Origin of the sequence: Ignatzschineria sp. RMDPL8A, from assembly GCF_029815055.1 — a bacterium.
Lineage (GTDB): Bacteria > Pseudomonadota > Gammaproteobacteria > Cardiobacteriales > Wohlfahrtiimonadaceae > CALZBJ01.
The window spans coordinates 1,678,865-1,693,958 of sequence record NZ_JAPPWA010000002.1 but is presented as its reverse complement, the minus strand read 5'-3'; the positions used below and the strand labels follow the sequence as shown (position 1 = coordinate 1,693,958).

11 protein-coding genes are annotated in these 15,094 nt (G+C 48.1%); 7 read left to right on the top strand and 4 right to left on the bottom strand.

All coding sequences use genetic code 11. The features are described 5' to 3' along the window. Window positions 1–48: 48 nt before the first annotated feature. From OXI21_RS09130 to ttrB, 3 genes are read right to left on the bottom strand one after another with little or no spacing between them, the layout of a single operon-like run. Window positions 49–3,150 carry a molybdopterin dinucleotide binding domain-containing protein gene (locus OXI21_RS09130; RefSeq protein ID WP_279619265.1) on the bottom strand — a complete coding sequence of 1,034 codons (3,102 nt, stop codon included), beginning with the start codon at window positions 3,148–3,150 and terminating at the stop codon, window positions 49–51. Continuing rightward, window positions 3,143–4,219, bottom strand: a complete 1,077-nt coding sequence (gene nrfD / locus OXI21_RS09125) for an NrfD/PsrC family molybdoenzyme membrane anchor subunit (protein ID WP_279619264.1) — start codon at window positions 4,217–4,219, stop codon at window positions 3,143–3,145. The genes OXI21_RS09130 and nrfD overlap by 8 nt, the downstream gene beginning before the upstream one ends. After that, on the bottom strand, window positions 4,216–4,950 hold the full coding sequence (gene ttrB / locus OXI21_RS09120) for a tetrathionate reductase subunit TtrB (RefSeq protein ID WP_279619263.1): 735 nt from the start codon (window positions 4,948–4,950) through the stop codon (window positions 4,216–4,218). Before ttrB ends, nrfD begins: the two co-directional genes overlap by 4 nt. 154 nt (window positions 4,951–5,104) lie before the next feature. Between ttrB and OXI21_RS09115 the strand changes: the two genes are divergently transcribed. From OXI21_RS09115 to OXI21_RS09085, 7 genes are all read left to right on the top strand, one after another. Then, the gene (locus OXI21_RS09115) at window positions 5,105–6,958 is read left to right on the top strand and encodes a sensor histidine kinase (protein WP_279619262.1); all 1,854 of its coding nucleotides are present in this window, start codon (window positions 5,105–5,107) and stop codon (window positions 6,956–6,958) included. Then, a complete protein-coding gene (locus OXI21_RS09110; protein WP_279619261.1) occupies window positions 6,948–7,598 on the top strand; it encodes a response regulator in 651 nt (216 codons plus the stop codon). The genes OXI21_RS09115 and OXI21_RS09110 overlap by 11 nt, the downstream gene beginning before the upstream one ends. 288 nt (window positions 7,599–7,886) lie before the next feature. Further along, window positions 7,887–8,585, top strand: coding sequence for a response regulator (locus tag OXI21_RS09105; RefSeq protein WP_279619260.1), 699 nt, complete (start codon window positions 7,887–7,889; stop codon window positions 8,583–8,585). Window positions 8,586–8,588: 3 nt separating this feature from the next. Next, window positions 8,589–9,899 (top strand): phosphate regulon sensor histidine kinase PhoR, encoded by a 1,311-nt coding sequence (phoR, locus tag OXI21_RS09100; protein ID WP_279619259.1) that lies wholly within the window; start codon window positions 8,589–8,591, stop codon window positions 9,897–9,899. Between the two features lie 295 nt (window positions 9,900–10,194). Beyond that, on the top strand, window positions 10,195–11,187 hold the full coding sequence (locus tag OXI21_RS09095; RefSeq protein ID WP_279619258.1) for a TAXI family TRAP transporter solute-binding subunit: 993 nt from the start codon (window positions 10,195–10,197) through the stop codon (window positions 11,185–11,187). Then, window positions 11,168–11,710, top strand: coding sequence for a DUF1850 domain-containing protein (locus OXI21_RS09090; protein WP_279619257.1), 543 nt, complete (start codon window positions 11,168–11,170; stop codon window positions 11,708–11,710). The genes OXI21_RS09095 and OXI21_RS09090 overlap by 20 nt, the downstream gene beginning before the upstream one ends. Continuing rightward, window positions 11,691–13,700, top strand: coding sequence for a TRAP transporter permease (locus OXI21_RS09085; RefSeq protein WP_279619256.1), 2,010 nt, complete (start codon window positions 11,691–11,693; stop codon window positions 13,698–13,700). Before OXI21_RS09090 ends, OXI21_RS09085 begins: the two co-directional genes overlap by 20 nt. A gap of 105 nt (window positions 13,701–13,805) precedes the next feature. Here the strand turns inward: OXI21_RS09085 and OXI21_RS09080 are convergent, their stop codons facing one another. Continuing rightward, window positions 13,806–14,963, bottom strand: coding sequence for a class II histone deacetylase (locus tag OXI21_RS09080; RefSeq protein ID WP_279619255.1), 1,158 nt, complete (start codon window positions 14,961–14,963; stop codon window positions 13,806–13,808). Window positions 14,964–15,094 lie beyond the last annotated feature (131 nt).

Here is a 15,094-nt window from a genome sequence, read left to right as displayed (position 1 = left end):
TATTCTCCTCACTTCATATCCTCCTGGATATTTTTTTATTGGGCGTTATTACGCCTTGTAAATTTTGGCAGGAATCCCCTGACGAACCACTGCACCCGTTGCCCAGTCGAGCCAAGGCGCAGCGATATTTCGGGTTGGGTCTTGAATCGCTAAATCATTGAGATTAAGCCCGCTTCCCACATGTTTATTAAAATAGATTGGCTCGCCATCGATATAGTGTGCGCGTGCGCCCATATCGCGGTGACCATACCCATGCTCGATCGCAATCACGCCGGGCATTACCCCATCGAGCACCATAATTTGCGCTTCCTCTTTACCGGAAGGCGATTCGATATAGACAATATCGCCATTTTCAATGCCTAAACGGCTCGCATCACCGGCATTTAAGCCCACGAGGTTGGTGGGTTTAATCATGCGCATGCGAAGATTTGATCCCGCAGTACTGCTGATTAAATGGGACTTAAACGAGGTCAGCAGGAACGGCCACTCATGTTGCGTATAGTGATCGCGCATGCTCGACCCATCGACAAAGCGTGACGGATAATAGGTCGGGCAACCGCTATAACGCTCGCCGTTCGTTGAATGTTTATGAACGCTCACCGTTTCATTCCAAAGCTGCATCGTCATCGGCCATTTTTTACGCAGATGATCGCCATCCCAGCCCGTTTCAAAGTGAGCCACACGGCCGCCGCGAGCATAGATATAAGCTACTTTCATCTGCTCTTCAGGCTTTAACACGGCCTCGAGCTTATCTTTAAGACGGCTCACCCCGGTGAGATTCATCTCTTCGCGGGTTGCATCTGGCACGGGTGAATCATCAAAGGCCATATTTGCCGCCGCACGGAGATAATAATCTTCCGGGCGATTGAAGGGGTAGTGGATCGATGGATCGTTTGCATCTTGAATCGCATCATCGCCAATTCCAGGTAAATTCATCGCTTTACCCACCGCGATAAAGAAACTCTCAACGCAGATCGGATCGCCATTTTTCGTCTTATCGACATGAGGCTCAATCACCGGCCAACGAGCGGTGGACGCTTTAAACGGAACGCCGGCCCACGGAGCGGTAAAGCCCCAGCTCTCAAAGTTGTGCGTATCGGGAATGATGTAATCGGCAAACGCCGTGGTTTCATTAATATAGGCATCAACGGCCACAAAGAGTGGTAATACTTTCGGATCGGCGAGTTTATCAATGAGTAATTGTCTAAACCCAGCGATGCCATAAACGGGATTGGTCATATGGCTGATCCACGCTTTAAGCGGATAGGGATCGTGCCCAAGCGCTGAAATTAGCGCCTCTGAAGACTGACCACCGGCAAAGGGATACCAAGGACGACTTGCAGGGTAGGGATTCTCCCCATTTTGCAGGCGATTTTTGTAATCCGTTGAGGTCTCGTACGGTTTTTTCGCACGGGCAATCATCATGCCTTTCGGTTCAACCATGCCTTTAAACGCATTCATGTTGTAGCGCGGGCCATCGGCGTACTCTCTGTATTTTCCGCCATTGACCAACAGACCGCCTTTATGATTCATATTGCCGATCAAAACGTTCATCGCCATCACTGACCACGCATTGTAAAAGCCGTTGCCGCTCATCATGCCGCCATGGCTAATGACCGCGGCTTTGCGTCCGTGACTGGTGAATTTACGCGATAGACCATAGATCGTTTTTTCAGGCACGCCGCACATCTCGCTATATTCGCTGATGCTGTGCTTATGCGCTGATTCGGTTAATAGGGTAAAGCTTGATTTCACCGTAACGTTTGAGCCATCAAGAAGGGTAATTGCTCGCTCAACTTCAAGCTGACCGGTTAAAACAGATGCTTCTAATCCAAATTCACCGCTTGCCTCATCCACCACTAAAATCGCGCTATCACCACGCGGGGTATCGATCGCTTTAATGTCGGCCTCACGGAGGAATTTACCGTAAAGCGGGTGATCGGTATTGGTGATCACAAGATGAGTCGCGTTTGAACAGCTCACCTCATTGTGATGGGCCATGCCGGCTTTTCCGGGGGTTTTTAAGTAAGTTTCGTTGTACCACTTTTCATCAACAATGGTACGAATGATCGCCATCGCGAGCGCCGAGTCGGTTCCGGGTAAAATCGGAATCCAAGTATTATTTTTCGTTGCGAGCGTGTTGGTCATCGGTAAATTGGGAGCAACGACTGCGTACGAAAACTCATCTACATCCTTAGTTCGCGCCGTTGCGAGTTGCCGTCCTTGGCGTTTAAAGGGATTGCCTGATTGCGCAGGTGAAGTCCCCATAAAAATAGCAAATTCAATATGATCAAAATCGGGCTTCGCGTGGGCATTTTTCTGCATATCATTCATCACAGCGCCGGAACCCAAACGATACGCGAGTCCACAATAAGCGCCGTGTTGAGCGAAGTTTTTGGTGCCAAATGAGTTAAATGCAAAACGTTTAACTAAGACCTCACGTCCTTCATTTCCCGCATTGGTAATGAGTAGCTGATTCGCCTTTGGACCATATTCAGGATAAGCGGGGTCGATTGGTGTATTTAAATCACGAATTGCGCGCAAGCCATCGACATGACCTTCACCAAAAAGATCCCCTCCCTCAACGACTTCTTTGACAAGTTCCTCAAAGCTGATGCGTTTCCATTTCCCTTCGCCTCGTTTTCCCACTCGTTTTAAAGGCGACAGAACGCGATAGGGGCTGGTTACGCCTTCGGCCATTGACGCTCCGCGCGCGCAAGCCGTTGAACGATCGTTTAACCCATTTTCTCCCCCAAGACGGCTCCACGCCTCTTTAATGGGAAGCTCATAGGGATAGTGTTCTTCGTGTGATAGCGGATGATAGGGGTTACCCATAATGCGCATGATTTCGTTCTTTTCAGAATCGACGCGTACGCGCACACCGCACACCGTCCAGCAACCAAAACATTGGGTATTGGAGACCACCTGTTTTGCCGACTGAATAAATTCTCCATCTTGGATTCTGCCTTCAACGGGAAGGGCATTCCCGGCAATGCGATCATCGGTTGGCTCGCTTGAGGTGCCATCGATCATGCCGGTCACCATGTTTTTCGCAGTATTACTATAGCCTGCGACAAATGCGGCGGCGCCTCCGGCAGCGGCAATGCCTTTTACAATATTCCGACGTTTTTTATCGAGTTTCTTATCCATGATGAGCTCCTTTAAACGTAAACCAGCGATCGTGGAGTAGACTCCAGAAGACAATTAGCAATGTGAGCCATAACCCAAAGGTGGAGATGATGCCAAGTGCGCCGTCAAAGCCCCAGCTTAAGTGGTAGGGATTGATGATGACGTTATACTTTGGCAAAGTTTGTGTCTGCATGAGGATCGCCCAACGCACCGTCCAGGCAAGTGAGAGACTCATCAGTGCAAGCACTAGGTATAAAAGGCGCGATTTGATGCGATTATCTCGGTAAGTATAGAGTGTGAAACTAAGCAATGACGCAAAGTAGATAAGGAGACCAAGACCAATCGTGAACCAAACCGAACCCTGTTCGGGGAGTGAGCGAAATGCTTCGCCCGCCGGATCATTTGAGAGCGCCCAACCGGCTAAGGTTGCCGCAACGCCCAAAAGTCCAAAAAGTTGTAGATGATTTAAAAAGGGCGCTTTTTCATCAATATTTGCCCAATTTTTCCATGTTTTAATCAGCATCGGCACCGCTTGGAGCGCTGTAAAGAAGAGGGCCCACGGAAGCCAAGGAGAATGCCAGAGCGCTTGCGCTTTTAACACATTGACCTCTTTTCCGGTATAGAGCACGATGCCAAATGCAGTGAGCCCCAACACAATTGAGACAAAGGGGATAAGGCGCGTTTCGTTATAACTACCCCAGTGAATAAAGCGGAGCCACTTAAAGGTGTTCTCTTTGACGCTATTTTCCCGTACGACGAGCAAAAATTGGAGTAAGAGCGCCGCCACAAAGCCCGGCACAATGATCGCACCGACCCACATCCAAGACCATGGAGTGATACTAAGGTAGAAGTTCATAATTCGGCCTGGTTGATGTAGGTCGGCACTGAGCGCGATAGGCCCAACGATGCCGCAGGTCGCAGCAATCGCTAAGGTCACAAGTTCGGTTTTTTTGTAATTCCCTTTACCAAACCAGCGTATGCCGATCGCCACAAATGCCGCCGTTGCCGCAATGCCGATAAAGAAAAAGTATTGAACCGCCCATGGAAGCCAGGCGAGTTCTTGAGGGTGAGTGAGCAGTTCGCGAATCATAGTTTGACCTCCTGCCAAAGCATTGCTTGTCCTTGAACGTTGCTGGTAAACGCCTCATCAAGTCCTAAATAGAAAACTTGAGGAATCGTGCCTTGTTCCGGTTTTAAGACTTTAATGTCCGCTTTGTACTCATCGAGCATCTGGCTAATGGCGCTATTGGGGTCTTTAAGATCGCCAATAATTCGCGCGCCGCCAACACAGGATTCAACGCATCCTGGTAAAAGTCCGGCTTCTAAGCGGTGAACGCAAAAGGTGCATTTATCCGCGGTGCCCGTTTCATGGTTGATAAACCGCGCTTCATAGGGGCAAGCCTGCACACAATAAGCACAGCCAACGCATTTTTTATTATCCACAACGACAATGCCATCTTTTCGCTGGAAGGTCGCTTGTACAGGGCAAACCGGCACACATGGAGGATTGTCACAATGATTGCAAAGACGAGGAAGCATCACGTTAGTCGCTTCTTCGGTTAAATTATTGATCACTTGATATTGACGTACGGTAGTACGAAATTGTCCGGGAGGCATCTGGTTTTCTACCGAGCAGCTCACGGTACAGGCTTGGCATCCAATGCAACGACGTAGATCGATTAGCATGCCATAACGCTTGGTTTCATCCCCTTCACGACGCTTTGGTGAAAAGAGCGGTTTTGCTTCCGCAAGGCTCATCACGGTGGCGCCTGCGGTGATTGCAGTCAGCTGTTTTAAAAGATTTCGACGACTAATGCTCATAGTGCCTCCCTAAAAAAATGGTGATTCAGTTGTGAAAAAATCTGAAAATCACTAAAGTGTGAGCCTATAATCGGTGATTTAAATAAAGCGCTCTATTGTGGTAAACCACATAGGGCGAAAATAATTGACCTACAGCAATAAAATGAGTGCGCATATGAGCAAAAAGGCAAGAAACTTCGACAATTGGCCACAGTTATGGCGCTTGATTGTTCTCTCTATCTGCTTGATTGGCCATGGCGTGATTTATGCTGATAATTTGGAGCCTCAAAATCGTCTAAATATTGCACAAAATGAGCCGTTGATCGAAAAACGTCCAATTAAGATCGGCATCTTGGCACCGAAAGGGAAAGCAACAGCATTTAATAGTTGGAGTCCTTGGATTGCTCATTTAAATGAGCATCTTCCGCAATATGATTTTACGATGCAGGCGATCAATCTTAATGAATTTGATGCGGTGGCCAATAGCGGCGAGGTAGATCTAATCCTTGGGCATCAGGCGAGTTTTTTGTCGATTCAGCCCAATGTGTCGATTCGTTGGATGGCGAGTTTAAAGCGCAATCTCAACACCTTTAATCAATATAGTGAGATCGGGAGCGCCATCTGGGTCACCAAAGCAAGTGGCATTGAATCGCCGAGTGACCTTAAAGGAAAACGGGTCTCGGCGGTGGGCCCGAATGCGTTTGGGGGCTTTTTGCTCGCCTATAAACATCTTTATGATGAAGGGTTAGAAGCGCCGCGGGATTATGAGGTGATCTTTACCGGATATCCGATCGAGCAGGGGATTTTGCTGCTTGAAAAGGGGGAAGTGGATGCGACCATTGCGCCGACCTGTATGTTTGAGCACATGGTGCAAAATGGGGAATTGGTGGGGTCTAAATTTAGGCTGTTATCGCCTTATCCTGCGCTCGGGGGTTGTTTAAGCAGTACGCCGCTTCTGCATAATTGGTCGCTCGCCGCGCTCCCCTCGCTAGATGAACACGACGCACAACGGATTCGTCAATTTCTCTTTAGTGAACAAGATGAGCGTCAGCCAACTTGGGGGCTTCCGGTCGGGCTTGGGGAGGTGTTTGAATTACAAAAACTCTCTGGCCTCATCAAAGTGGATGAAACCTTGTGGCAGACGGTGATTCGGCTCGCGCAGACCTATAAAATCTGGCTGATGGGGATTTTATTAGGGATGTTTTTACTCATGGTGAATCACCTTTGGCTTACGTGGACGGCACGGCGTCAGCGCATTCAGCTTGAAACGGTCTATCATACGCTGCATGAATATGAAGAGATGCTCTCACGGGCGGATCGGCTCTATATTTTGGGCGAGATCGCGAGCGGAATTGGCCACGAACTCAATCAGCCGTTAATGGCAATTCGTAACTACGCGGAAGGGAGTGCCTATGGGCTTAAAAAAGGCGGTGATCCGACGGAATTCATTGGGCCGATGGAGCGAATTGCCCAGCAAGTTGAGCATTGCAACGCCATTATTAAAAATCTTCAAGCGTGGGCAAAACCAAAGCAGGGCCATCAGATGGAGTGGGTCGATCTTCAGCCCTTTATCCTGCGCATTATTGAGATGACACGGCTGCAAAATAAAAACCGGGTGCAGATCGATGTTAATATCGATTGCCATCAGACAATTTTCACCGTAATTTCAATCTTGGAACAGGTGATTACCAATACGCTCCTCAACGCAGTGCAGGCGGGGGCGAATCATATTATTATTGAGGCAAAATGTGAGCGGGATTATTACAAAATTCTCATTACCGATAACGGCAGTGGCTTTAGTGAAGAGATTCTCGACGCGCCATTTGTCCCCTTTAGAACCACTAAACAAGAGGGGCTAGGGCTTGGACTCGTGATTTGCGAACGCTTAATTGCCTCAATCGGCGGAAAATTCCGTCTAGCGAATCGTAAAGAGGCGAACGGCGCCGCGATTCGAATCATTTTACCAAGTGGCCATAAATGCCCCTATCAGCGCGAAGAACTTGCAGGAAAAGAGAACGATGACCCATAATCCAACCATGAAAGTCCATATTATTGATGATGAGCGTGAGGTGCGCGAGTCGTGTGAATTTTTGGTACGTCAGCTCGAGTATGAAGCGGTATCGCTCTGGGAAAATGGCGCTGTTTTCATTGAGGAAGCGAATCTCAAGGAGCCTGCGATCGCCATTGTCGATCTGCGGATGCCAAAGATGAGTGGGCAAGAGGTGGTGAGTTATCTTAAAGCCCATAAAAGCGCGGTGGTGCCGATTATTTTAACCGGGCATGGAGATGTCGCGCAGGCGGTTGCGATGCTCAAAGAGGGCGCGGCGGACTTTTTAGAAAAGCCGGTCTCGATGGCGAAGCTCGTCAACGCGCTCTCCATTGCGGAAAAGCTCGCCACAGAACGGTTTGAGCAATATGAGCTTGATGCGCGTTTTGCCACCCTGTCAGAGCGGGAAAAGGCCGTGAGTGCGCTAGTTTTTGCGGGGCTCACCAATCGAAAAATTGCCGATACTTTACATGTGGCGGTGCGCACGGTGGAGGTTCAGCGCGCGAATGCGATGAAGAAGATGGATGTGGAGAATATCGCTGATTTTATTGCCAAACTTGCCTACGTTGAGGCACTTAAAGCGAGTGATTTTCTCGAAGCGCTCGATCTTGAGATTGATTAACCGGCGATTAACGCCCGATTACAACGAGATTGCAATGCGATTATAACGGACTTGCCTTAAAAGATTCGGCAGAGCGTTTCGATTCCCTCTATACTGAACGAATAGCGAGTAATGATTTGCATCTTTTTGTATCTCTTTGTATTCATTTGTATTGAAATGCAAATGCTGAAACAGGTCATTTAATCATGCTATAGCGCCCTTCTATGACGGCGGGGTAACATTTGTCACATTCCGGTCACAATGCATTTATATACTTGCCTCACGTTCCATAAACTTGTAAGAGAGACAATGAATACCATATTAATCGTTGAAGATGAGTTTACTATTCAAGAGATGCTTACCACGTATCTTGAGTCCCACGGCTATCGCATTATTTCGGCGTACGATGGGCTTGATGCAGAGGCGCGGATTGAAAACGAATCGATCGATCTTGTGCTCTTAGATTGGATGTTGCCGAAAAAGTCCGGTTTGACCCTCTTAAAAGAGCTCAAAAGTCACCCGACGCATAAGCAGATTCCGGTAATTATGGTGAGTGCTAAAGCGGAAGTCGATGATCGGGTCGAAGGGCTTGATGTGGGCGCCGATGATTACCTCACCAAACCTTTTGTCTTAAAAGAACTGTTATCACGGGTAAAAGCGCTGCTTCGCCGAGTGGAAGAGTATCAGGAAGTGGATACCGATCGTGAGATTCTCACCTTTGGCGCGCTCGTGATTGATCTTGCCGCTCACCGCGTTCTTTATCATGAAGAAGAGCTTGAGATGGGGCGGATGGAATTTAAATTGCTCGCCTTTTTAGCGCAAAACCCGGATCGGGTCTATAGTCGCAGTCAGCTCCTTGACCATGTTTGGGGCGATGATAATTATGTCGATGAGCGCACGGTGGATGTAGCGATTGGAAGGCTACGTAAAGCGCTTGATAAGAGCGGGGCCGGCAAATTAATTCAGACGGTGCGCGGCGCAGGTTACCGGTTCTCGGAGGAAGGCTAGCGGATGCTTAGATCGCTGACATTAAAACGAATTTTATTAGAAATAGGTGGGGTATTGCTTGTGTCAGCCTTGATTGGCTGGGTGAGCGGTGCCTTTTTTTTCGCGCTCTTTTTGGGCATGCTCGGGCTTGCGCTCTGGCACTATCTGCAATTGCGTAAATTGTCGCACTGGCTCTGGGAAGAAAATCGCCTCTTTCCGCCGGATGGTCGCGGAACCTGGCTTCCGATCTTTCATGGGCTACATCGCATGCGTAAAAAACAGCGGGAAGAGCGTAATCGCCTTGCCGAACGGGTCAGTTATCTTCGCCGCGGCGCGGAAGCGATTCCCGATGCGGTGATGCTCTGCGATGCGAAGGGGCGGCTTGAATGGTGTAATCATCAGGCAGAGACGCTTCTTGGCCTACGCTGGCCACAAGATCAGGAGCAGCTGCTTACCAATCTGATTCGTTACCCTGAATTTTCCAACTATCTCAAACTGCGTCAATTTGAGACACCGCTGAAACTTACCGTCGATGGGCATCTTCATATCGAGTTTCGTTTTGTCTATCCCTATATAGAATATAATCTCTTAATCATCGCGCGAAATATTACTGAAACGGCGAAGCTTGAACAGATGCGGCAAAACTTCTTTGCTAATGTGAATCACGAGCTCCGCGTCCCGTTAACGGTGATTAAGGGCTATCTTGAAATGCTCGATGATATGGGCGGACACAGCAGTTTTGAAGAGAAAGCGATTTCGCATATGAGTAGCCAAGCCGATCGCCTCTATGCGCTAGTGCAACAATTGATGAAGCTCTCGAAGATTGAATCGGCGACAGAGCGGGATAAAACCGCCATTAATCTTAGCCAGATGGGTGAAACGCTTATTCACGAATGCCCGCACCATGAAGAGTATCCCATTACGAGCCACATTGTTCCGAATCTTTGGATCGAGGGCGATCTTGAGGAGATTAAACAGGTGACCACCAATCTCTTTTATAATGCGATTTTGCACAATGAGGTGGGAACGCCGATTCATCTTGCGGTTGAGCCGGTGGGGGAATATGAGGTGCGTTTTAGCGTGACTGACAAAGGCCGCGGGATTGATGAGGCGCATCTTGCCCATCTTACCGAGCGATTCTATCGCGTGTCAGAATCGCGGAAACGAGACGCGAAAAATGATGGCGGGAGCGGGCTTGGGCTTGCGATCGTGAAACATGCGCTCCAAAATCACGGCTCAGAACTTACCGTTGAGAGTACGCTTGGGAAAGGCTCGACCTTTAGTTTTGTGATGAAATCGATTGAACCCCCAGCAACGAGCAAAAAAACGAATTAATCATTTTCAACATCTTCCATAATCGATCTTTAAAATCAGCGAGATGATCGGAATCAAAAAAGACTATCTTTTTAGTCAAACTTCCGCTAGAATCATTCGCTTTGCCTAAATGGACCGCATTTTTTGCAGGAAAACCTTAGAAAAATCCTGTTAAAAAGCGAAAAACATTTGGTTTTTTAAATTAAGTACGCTATATATAGCATGTAGCATGCAACTAAAAATAAAAACGATTTAAATAACGTAAAAATAACCGATTTAGACAAAATTATAAGAACAATTAACGTGGGAGGATGTTATGAACGTATCTTTAATTAAACGCGGGCTTATGTCATTGGTAATGGCAGGCGTATTGGCTGCGTGTTCACAGGATGACCAAACAAGCGCAAGCGCAGGCCCTGTGGCAGACGATAAACTTGAAACGCGCTTTGTCACCATTGCAACGGGCGGATCATCAGGCCCCTATAATATTATCGGCACCACTTTAAGCCAGATCTATTCAAAAACCTATGGCGCGAACTCCAAATCGCAAACCACCGGCGCATCGATCCAAAACATCAACTTAGTCCATCAAGGTAAAGCTGAGATGGCACTTGTGATGAGTGATGCTCTGAGCCAAGCGATGGAAGGTACCGGACCATTCCCCAATAAGATTGAAAACGTTGAGCAGATGGCAGCGCTCTATTCAAATTACGTTCAGATCGTTACTTCAAAATCATCGGGCATTAAGACAATGGCGGACCTTCGCGGAAAACGCGTTGCAGTCGGTGACTTAAATTCAGGTACTGAGATGAATGCGCGTGCACTTTTAAAAGGGCATGGCATTACCTATGACGATATGAAAGTTGATTACCTTGGCTTTGCGGAAGCAGTTGATGCGCTTCGCGGCGGTAAAATTGATGCGGCGATCCTAACAAGCGGGATGCCGAATGCATCGATCATGGAATTGCAACAAGGCTATGATCTTCAATTGGTTGAAATCAGCACCGATAAAGTGGACGAGATCGCCAAAGATCAGTTCTATTTTATCTCGGCGACCATTCCAAAAGGCACCTACGGTAACCCAGAAGATATCCCAACGGCAGCGATTGTGAACGCACTTGTGGTTCGTTCGGATCTAAGCGAGGCGGATGTCTATAAGCTCACTAAAACCTTCTTTGAGAATTTGGAATCGTTAGCGAACGCGCACCAAGCGGCCAAAGCGATCTCATTTGAGAATGCGCAAAAAGGCTTAGTCGCACCGCTCCATCCGGGCGCGAAGAAGTACTACGATGAGCAGGCTGCAAAATAAAGGAAGGAAACTTTCCTTAACTCTCGGGGTAGTGCTCAACGCTGCCCTTGTTAGCTTGATTGGCTTGATAGGTCTTACCTTTTTTAGCCAACATTTTTTTCCAAAACAGGTGACACTCGCTGAATATGGCGGGAAATCGTGCATCATTGCATCGCCTGATTTTGCCCTTTATTGGATTCATTCCGTCGATGGGACTCCATGGATTGAATATTACACGCGCCACGATGATCACTTCATCTTAACGGAAACGAAGTTTAAAAATTTTGGCGCAGGGGTCCCACATTACGGAACAGTGATTCAAAGTACCGATGGCATGATTACCTATCGGCTCGATCAACGCGTGCCTGAAATTAATTGGGTGGCCGATCGCGCCGTCAAGTCAAGCCTTCTGTTTGCCGATGGAACGCGCTGGCAGCTCTACAAAGAGATCGAACCTTTCACGCTAATTACCCTTCGCGCAACCACTTTGAATGGCTGGCAACGATTTTTAAAGAGGAATTGTTATGAGTCACACTCAGACTAAACAGCACGATGAATCGATGCTCGATGCGGATAAAATTTTAGAAAAATTCGATCGAGAATCGGTGGTAAGACAGCCGCAAAATGCCTATTTACGCCATTTTATTACGCTGTTTGCCGTCTTTTATTCATTATTTCATCTCTACACGACCTATAAGCCGATGCCGGAGCTTTTGTACCGCGCAACGCACGTTGCAGTGGGGATTGCCCTTGTTTTCCTAATCTACCCAACCCATAAAAAGCAGCGCCGTGATGGGGTGGCTTGGTATGATTGGGTGTTAGTTGCGCTCTCATTTGTGTCGCTTGGGTATCTATTTAAAGAATATAATGCGCTCGCAACGGTACGCGGTGGAATCGCGAATAATGCCGATATTGTGATGTCGATTATTACCATTGCGCTCGTGATGGAAGCGGCGCGCCGAGTGATGGGTCTGATTTTACCGACGCTTGCGGCAATTTTTCTGATCTTTCCATTTATCAGCCACCTTAATTTTATGCCACGGGTCCTTGCGACGCGTCCGTTTGATCTAAACGATATTTTCGGCCATATGTTTATCACAACTGAAGGGCTCTACTCGTCAGCAGTTGGGGCATCGGTCTCGTTTATCTTCCTCTTTATTCTCTTTGGCGCGTTTTTAAATAAATCGGGTATGGGGCAACTCTTTAACGATTTAGCCCTTGCGCTTGCCGGCCATAAACAGGGCGGTCCTGCGAAAGTGGCGGTTGTGGCGAGTGGCTTTATGGGAAGTATTAATGGATCAGCGGTTGGAAACGTTGTGGGAACGGGTGTTTTCACCATTCCAATGATGAAACGTGTGGGTTATAGTCCCAACTTTGCCGGCGCTGTGGAAGCAAGTGCCTCGGTGGGCGGCCAAATTTTGCCACCGATTATGGGAGCAAGTGCCTTTATCATGGCGGAAACGACGGGGATTTCCTATGGAACGATCGCTTTAGCGGCACTTTTCCCTGCGCTTTTATACTATTTAGGCGTGATTGCACAAGTGCATTTCCGTGCTGGAAAAGATAATCTTAAAGGGATTCCAAAAGCGGATCTTCCTCGAGTGAAAGAGGTGCTAAAAGAGCGTGGTCACTTGATGATTCCAATCTTTGCGCTGGTCTATTTCTTAGCCAATAATCTGCCTATTAGTTATGCGGCATTTTATACCATCGGGATCGCCATTGTGGTGAGCCAATTCCGTAAATCAACGCGCATGACCTTTAAAGATATCTTTGATGCCCTTGAAGATGGGGCGCGTCAATCGCTCTCTGTGATGGCGGCGTGTGCGGTGATTGGGGTTGTGATCGGGTCGCTTAGCTTAACCTCAGCGGCAACGGAATTGATCGGATCGATTACCGGAACGGGCGAGGGCATGCTCTTCTTAACGCTCTTTTTAACCATGATTGCATCGATGATTTTAGGGATGGGTCTTCCATCAATTCCGGCGTATATCATTACCGCAACGATTGCAGCGCCCGCGCTCGCAAATATCGGCATTCCAACCTTAGTGGCGCATCTCTTTGTATTTTATTTTGGGCTGTTTGCTAATATTACGCCTCCTGTGGCACTCGCCTCCTTTGCAGGGGCAGGCATTGCAGGCGGACATCCAATGCGTACCGGTTGGCAGTCACTTAAACTGTCGATGGCAGGGTTTATCGTTCCCTTTATGTTTGTCTATAATCCGGCGATGCTCTTTATCGATGTGACCGGCTTACCGATGAACGCAACGGAATTCCCCGCGCCACCACTCCTCGATATGCTTAGCATTACGGTAACTTCGATTATCGGGATTATCGCACTAAGTGCAGCGGTAGAAGGGTACTTTAAAGCGGGATTGAGCGGTGTCGGACGCATTATTTTAGCAGGTGGTGCATTAATGCTGATTGTCCCTGAAACAATGACCGACATTATCGGCCTTGTGATCGTAGGAACCGTGCTCGTTATCAATATGAAACGCGTGCCGTTTAAACTTCTTAATAAGGTGACAACGCTTTAATTACACGGTGATTTAATACCTAAAAACGAATATTTATATATAAATTTACATATAAATAGAAAGCCCCTCTAAGGGGCTTTTTTATGGTCGGTTATATCTTGGTGGTTACTTTAAAAAATGGGGAATCCAACGATCGATGATCGCTTTATGAAATTGATTAAAGGTGTCGCCCGGTTGCTGAGCGAGAGCAAAATCAAGATCGGGGGTTTCTACTTCGGTGTTAAGGCCGGAGAGCGCTTCAATTGCCGCGAGTCCGCAAAAGGGAACGTAGCTTTCAGAGTAACCGCCTTCGTGGGTCATGACGAGTTTCCCGTTACAGATTTTTTCCGCTGTCTCTTTAACAAGTGCCGTCATCGCGCGATAGCTATCTGAGTGGAGCATCATGCGCCCAAGCGGATCTAACGTGTTCGCATCAAAGCCGGAGGCGATAATAATCATCTCAGGGTTAAAGGCTTCAATGGCGGGTAGGGCGATGGTTTTTAACGCATGGAGATAGATCTCATGGCCACTGCCGGGAAGGAGCGAGAGATTGATGTTATAGCCAAGGCCTTTCCCTTCACCGCGGGCATTAATCGAACTCATCGCTTCAGAGTTCGGAAGCAGCGCATCATTGGGGAAATTGTTTTCCTGATGGAGCGAAATGGTGAGCACATCATCTCGATCGTAGAAAATATCTTGCTGACCATTTCCATGGTGCACATCCCAATCGATAATGGCCACGCGAGATAAGCCGTGATGTTTTTTCACATATTCAATGGCGATCGCAATGTTATTGAGATAGCAAAAGCCCATCGCTTGGTTTTTCGTGGCGTGATGCCCAGGCGGACGGGAGAGCGAATAGGCATTTTGATAGCGCCCGAGATAGACATCTTCCACCGCGCGTTTAGCGAGCCCCGCGGAGACGAGCGCGATATCGTACGTTTGCACTCCGACCGGAGTATCGACATCATACGGCGCATCAAGCGTGCCACCACCGCGATCGCTTACCGCTTTAAGATGAGTTAAATAATCGGCATCGTGAACAAGTGCCGCATCCTCAAAAGTGATGGGGCGTGCCGAATGGACCGCTAATTGACGCAGTAATCCGGAGCGATCTAACAGGTTGCGCAGACGGCGTTTACTCTCCGGGGATTCCGCATGGGCTGAACCTGCAGGCGGTTCTACCCAACCTCCCACGGGAAATTCTAAAATGTATTGACCGGCTGAGTGCCAAAAGGTGTGCTCATCGGTGTAAAAGGCGGTTTTTGGGGTGTGATGATTCATCCATAACTCCTACAATTTCATGGCCGATAATCGTCGCTGTGGCCATATGGTGAAGGCGCATTCTAGGCGCGCGCTTAATGGCTTGCACTGTATCAGATTTTGGTGTTTTGCGGGCATTAATTTGATGAAAT

Coding starts and splice junctions, on each gene's coding strand:
- OXI21_RS09130 (WP_279619265.1), bottom strand. CDS start 3,150: ATGGATAAGAAACTCGATAAAAAACGTCGGAATATTGTAAAAGGCATT.
- nrfD (WP_279619264.1), bottom strand. CDS start 4,219: ATGATTCGCGAACTGCTCACTCACCCTCAAGAACTCGCCTGGCTTCCA.
- ttrB (WP_279619263.1), bottom strand. CDS start 4,950: ATGAGCATTAGTCGTCGAAATCTTTTAAAACAGCTGACTGCAATCACC.
- OXI21_RS09115 (WP_279619262.1), top strand. CDS start 5,105: ATGAGCAAAAAGGCAAGAAACTTCGACAATTGGCCACAGTTATGGCGC.
- OXI21_RS09110 (WP_279619261.1), top strand. CDS start 6,948: ATGACCCATAATCCAACCATGAAAGTCCATATTATTGATGATGAGCGT.
- OXI21_RS09105 (WP_279619260.1), top strand. CDS start 7,887: ATGAATACCATATTAATCGTTGAAGATGAGTTTACTATTCAAGAGATG.
- phoR (WP_279619259.1), top strand. CDS start 8,589: ATGCTTAGATCGCTGACATTAAAACGAATTTTATTAGAAATAGGTGGG.
- OXI21_RS09095 (WP_279619258.1), top strand. CDS start 10,195: ATGAACGTATCTTTAATTAAACGCGGGCTTATGTCATTGGTAATGGCA.
- OXI21_RS09090 (WP_279619257.1), top strand. CDS start 11,168: ATGAGCAGGCTGCAAAATAAAGGAAGGAAACTTTCCTTAACTCTCGGG.
- OXI21_RS09085 (WP_279619256.1), top strand. CDS start 11,691: ATGAGTCACACTCAGACTAAACAGCACGATGAATCGATGCTCGATGCG.
- OXI21_RS09080 (WP_279619255.1), bottom strand. CDS start 14,963: ATGAATCATCACACCCCAAAAACCGCCTTTTACACCGATGAGCACACC.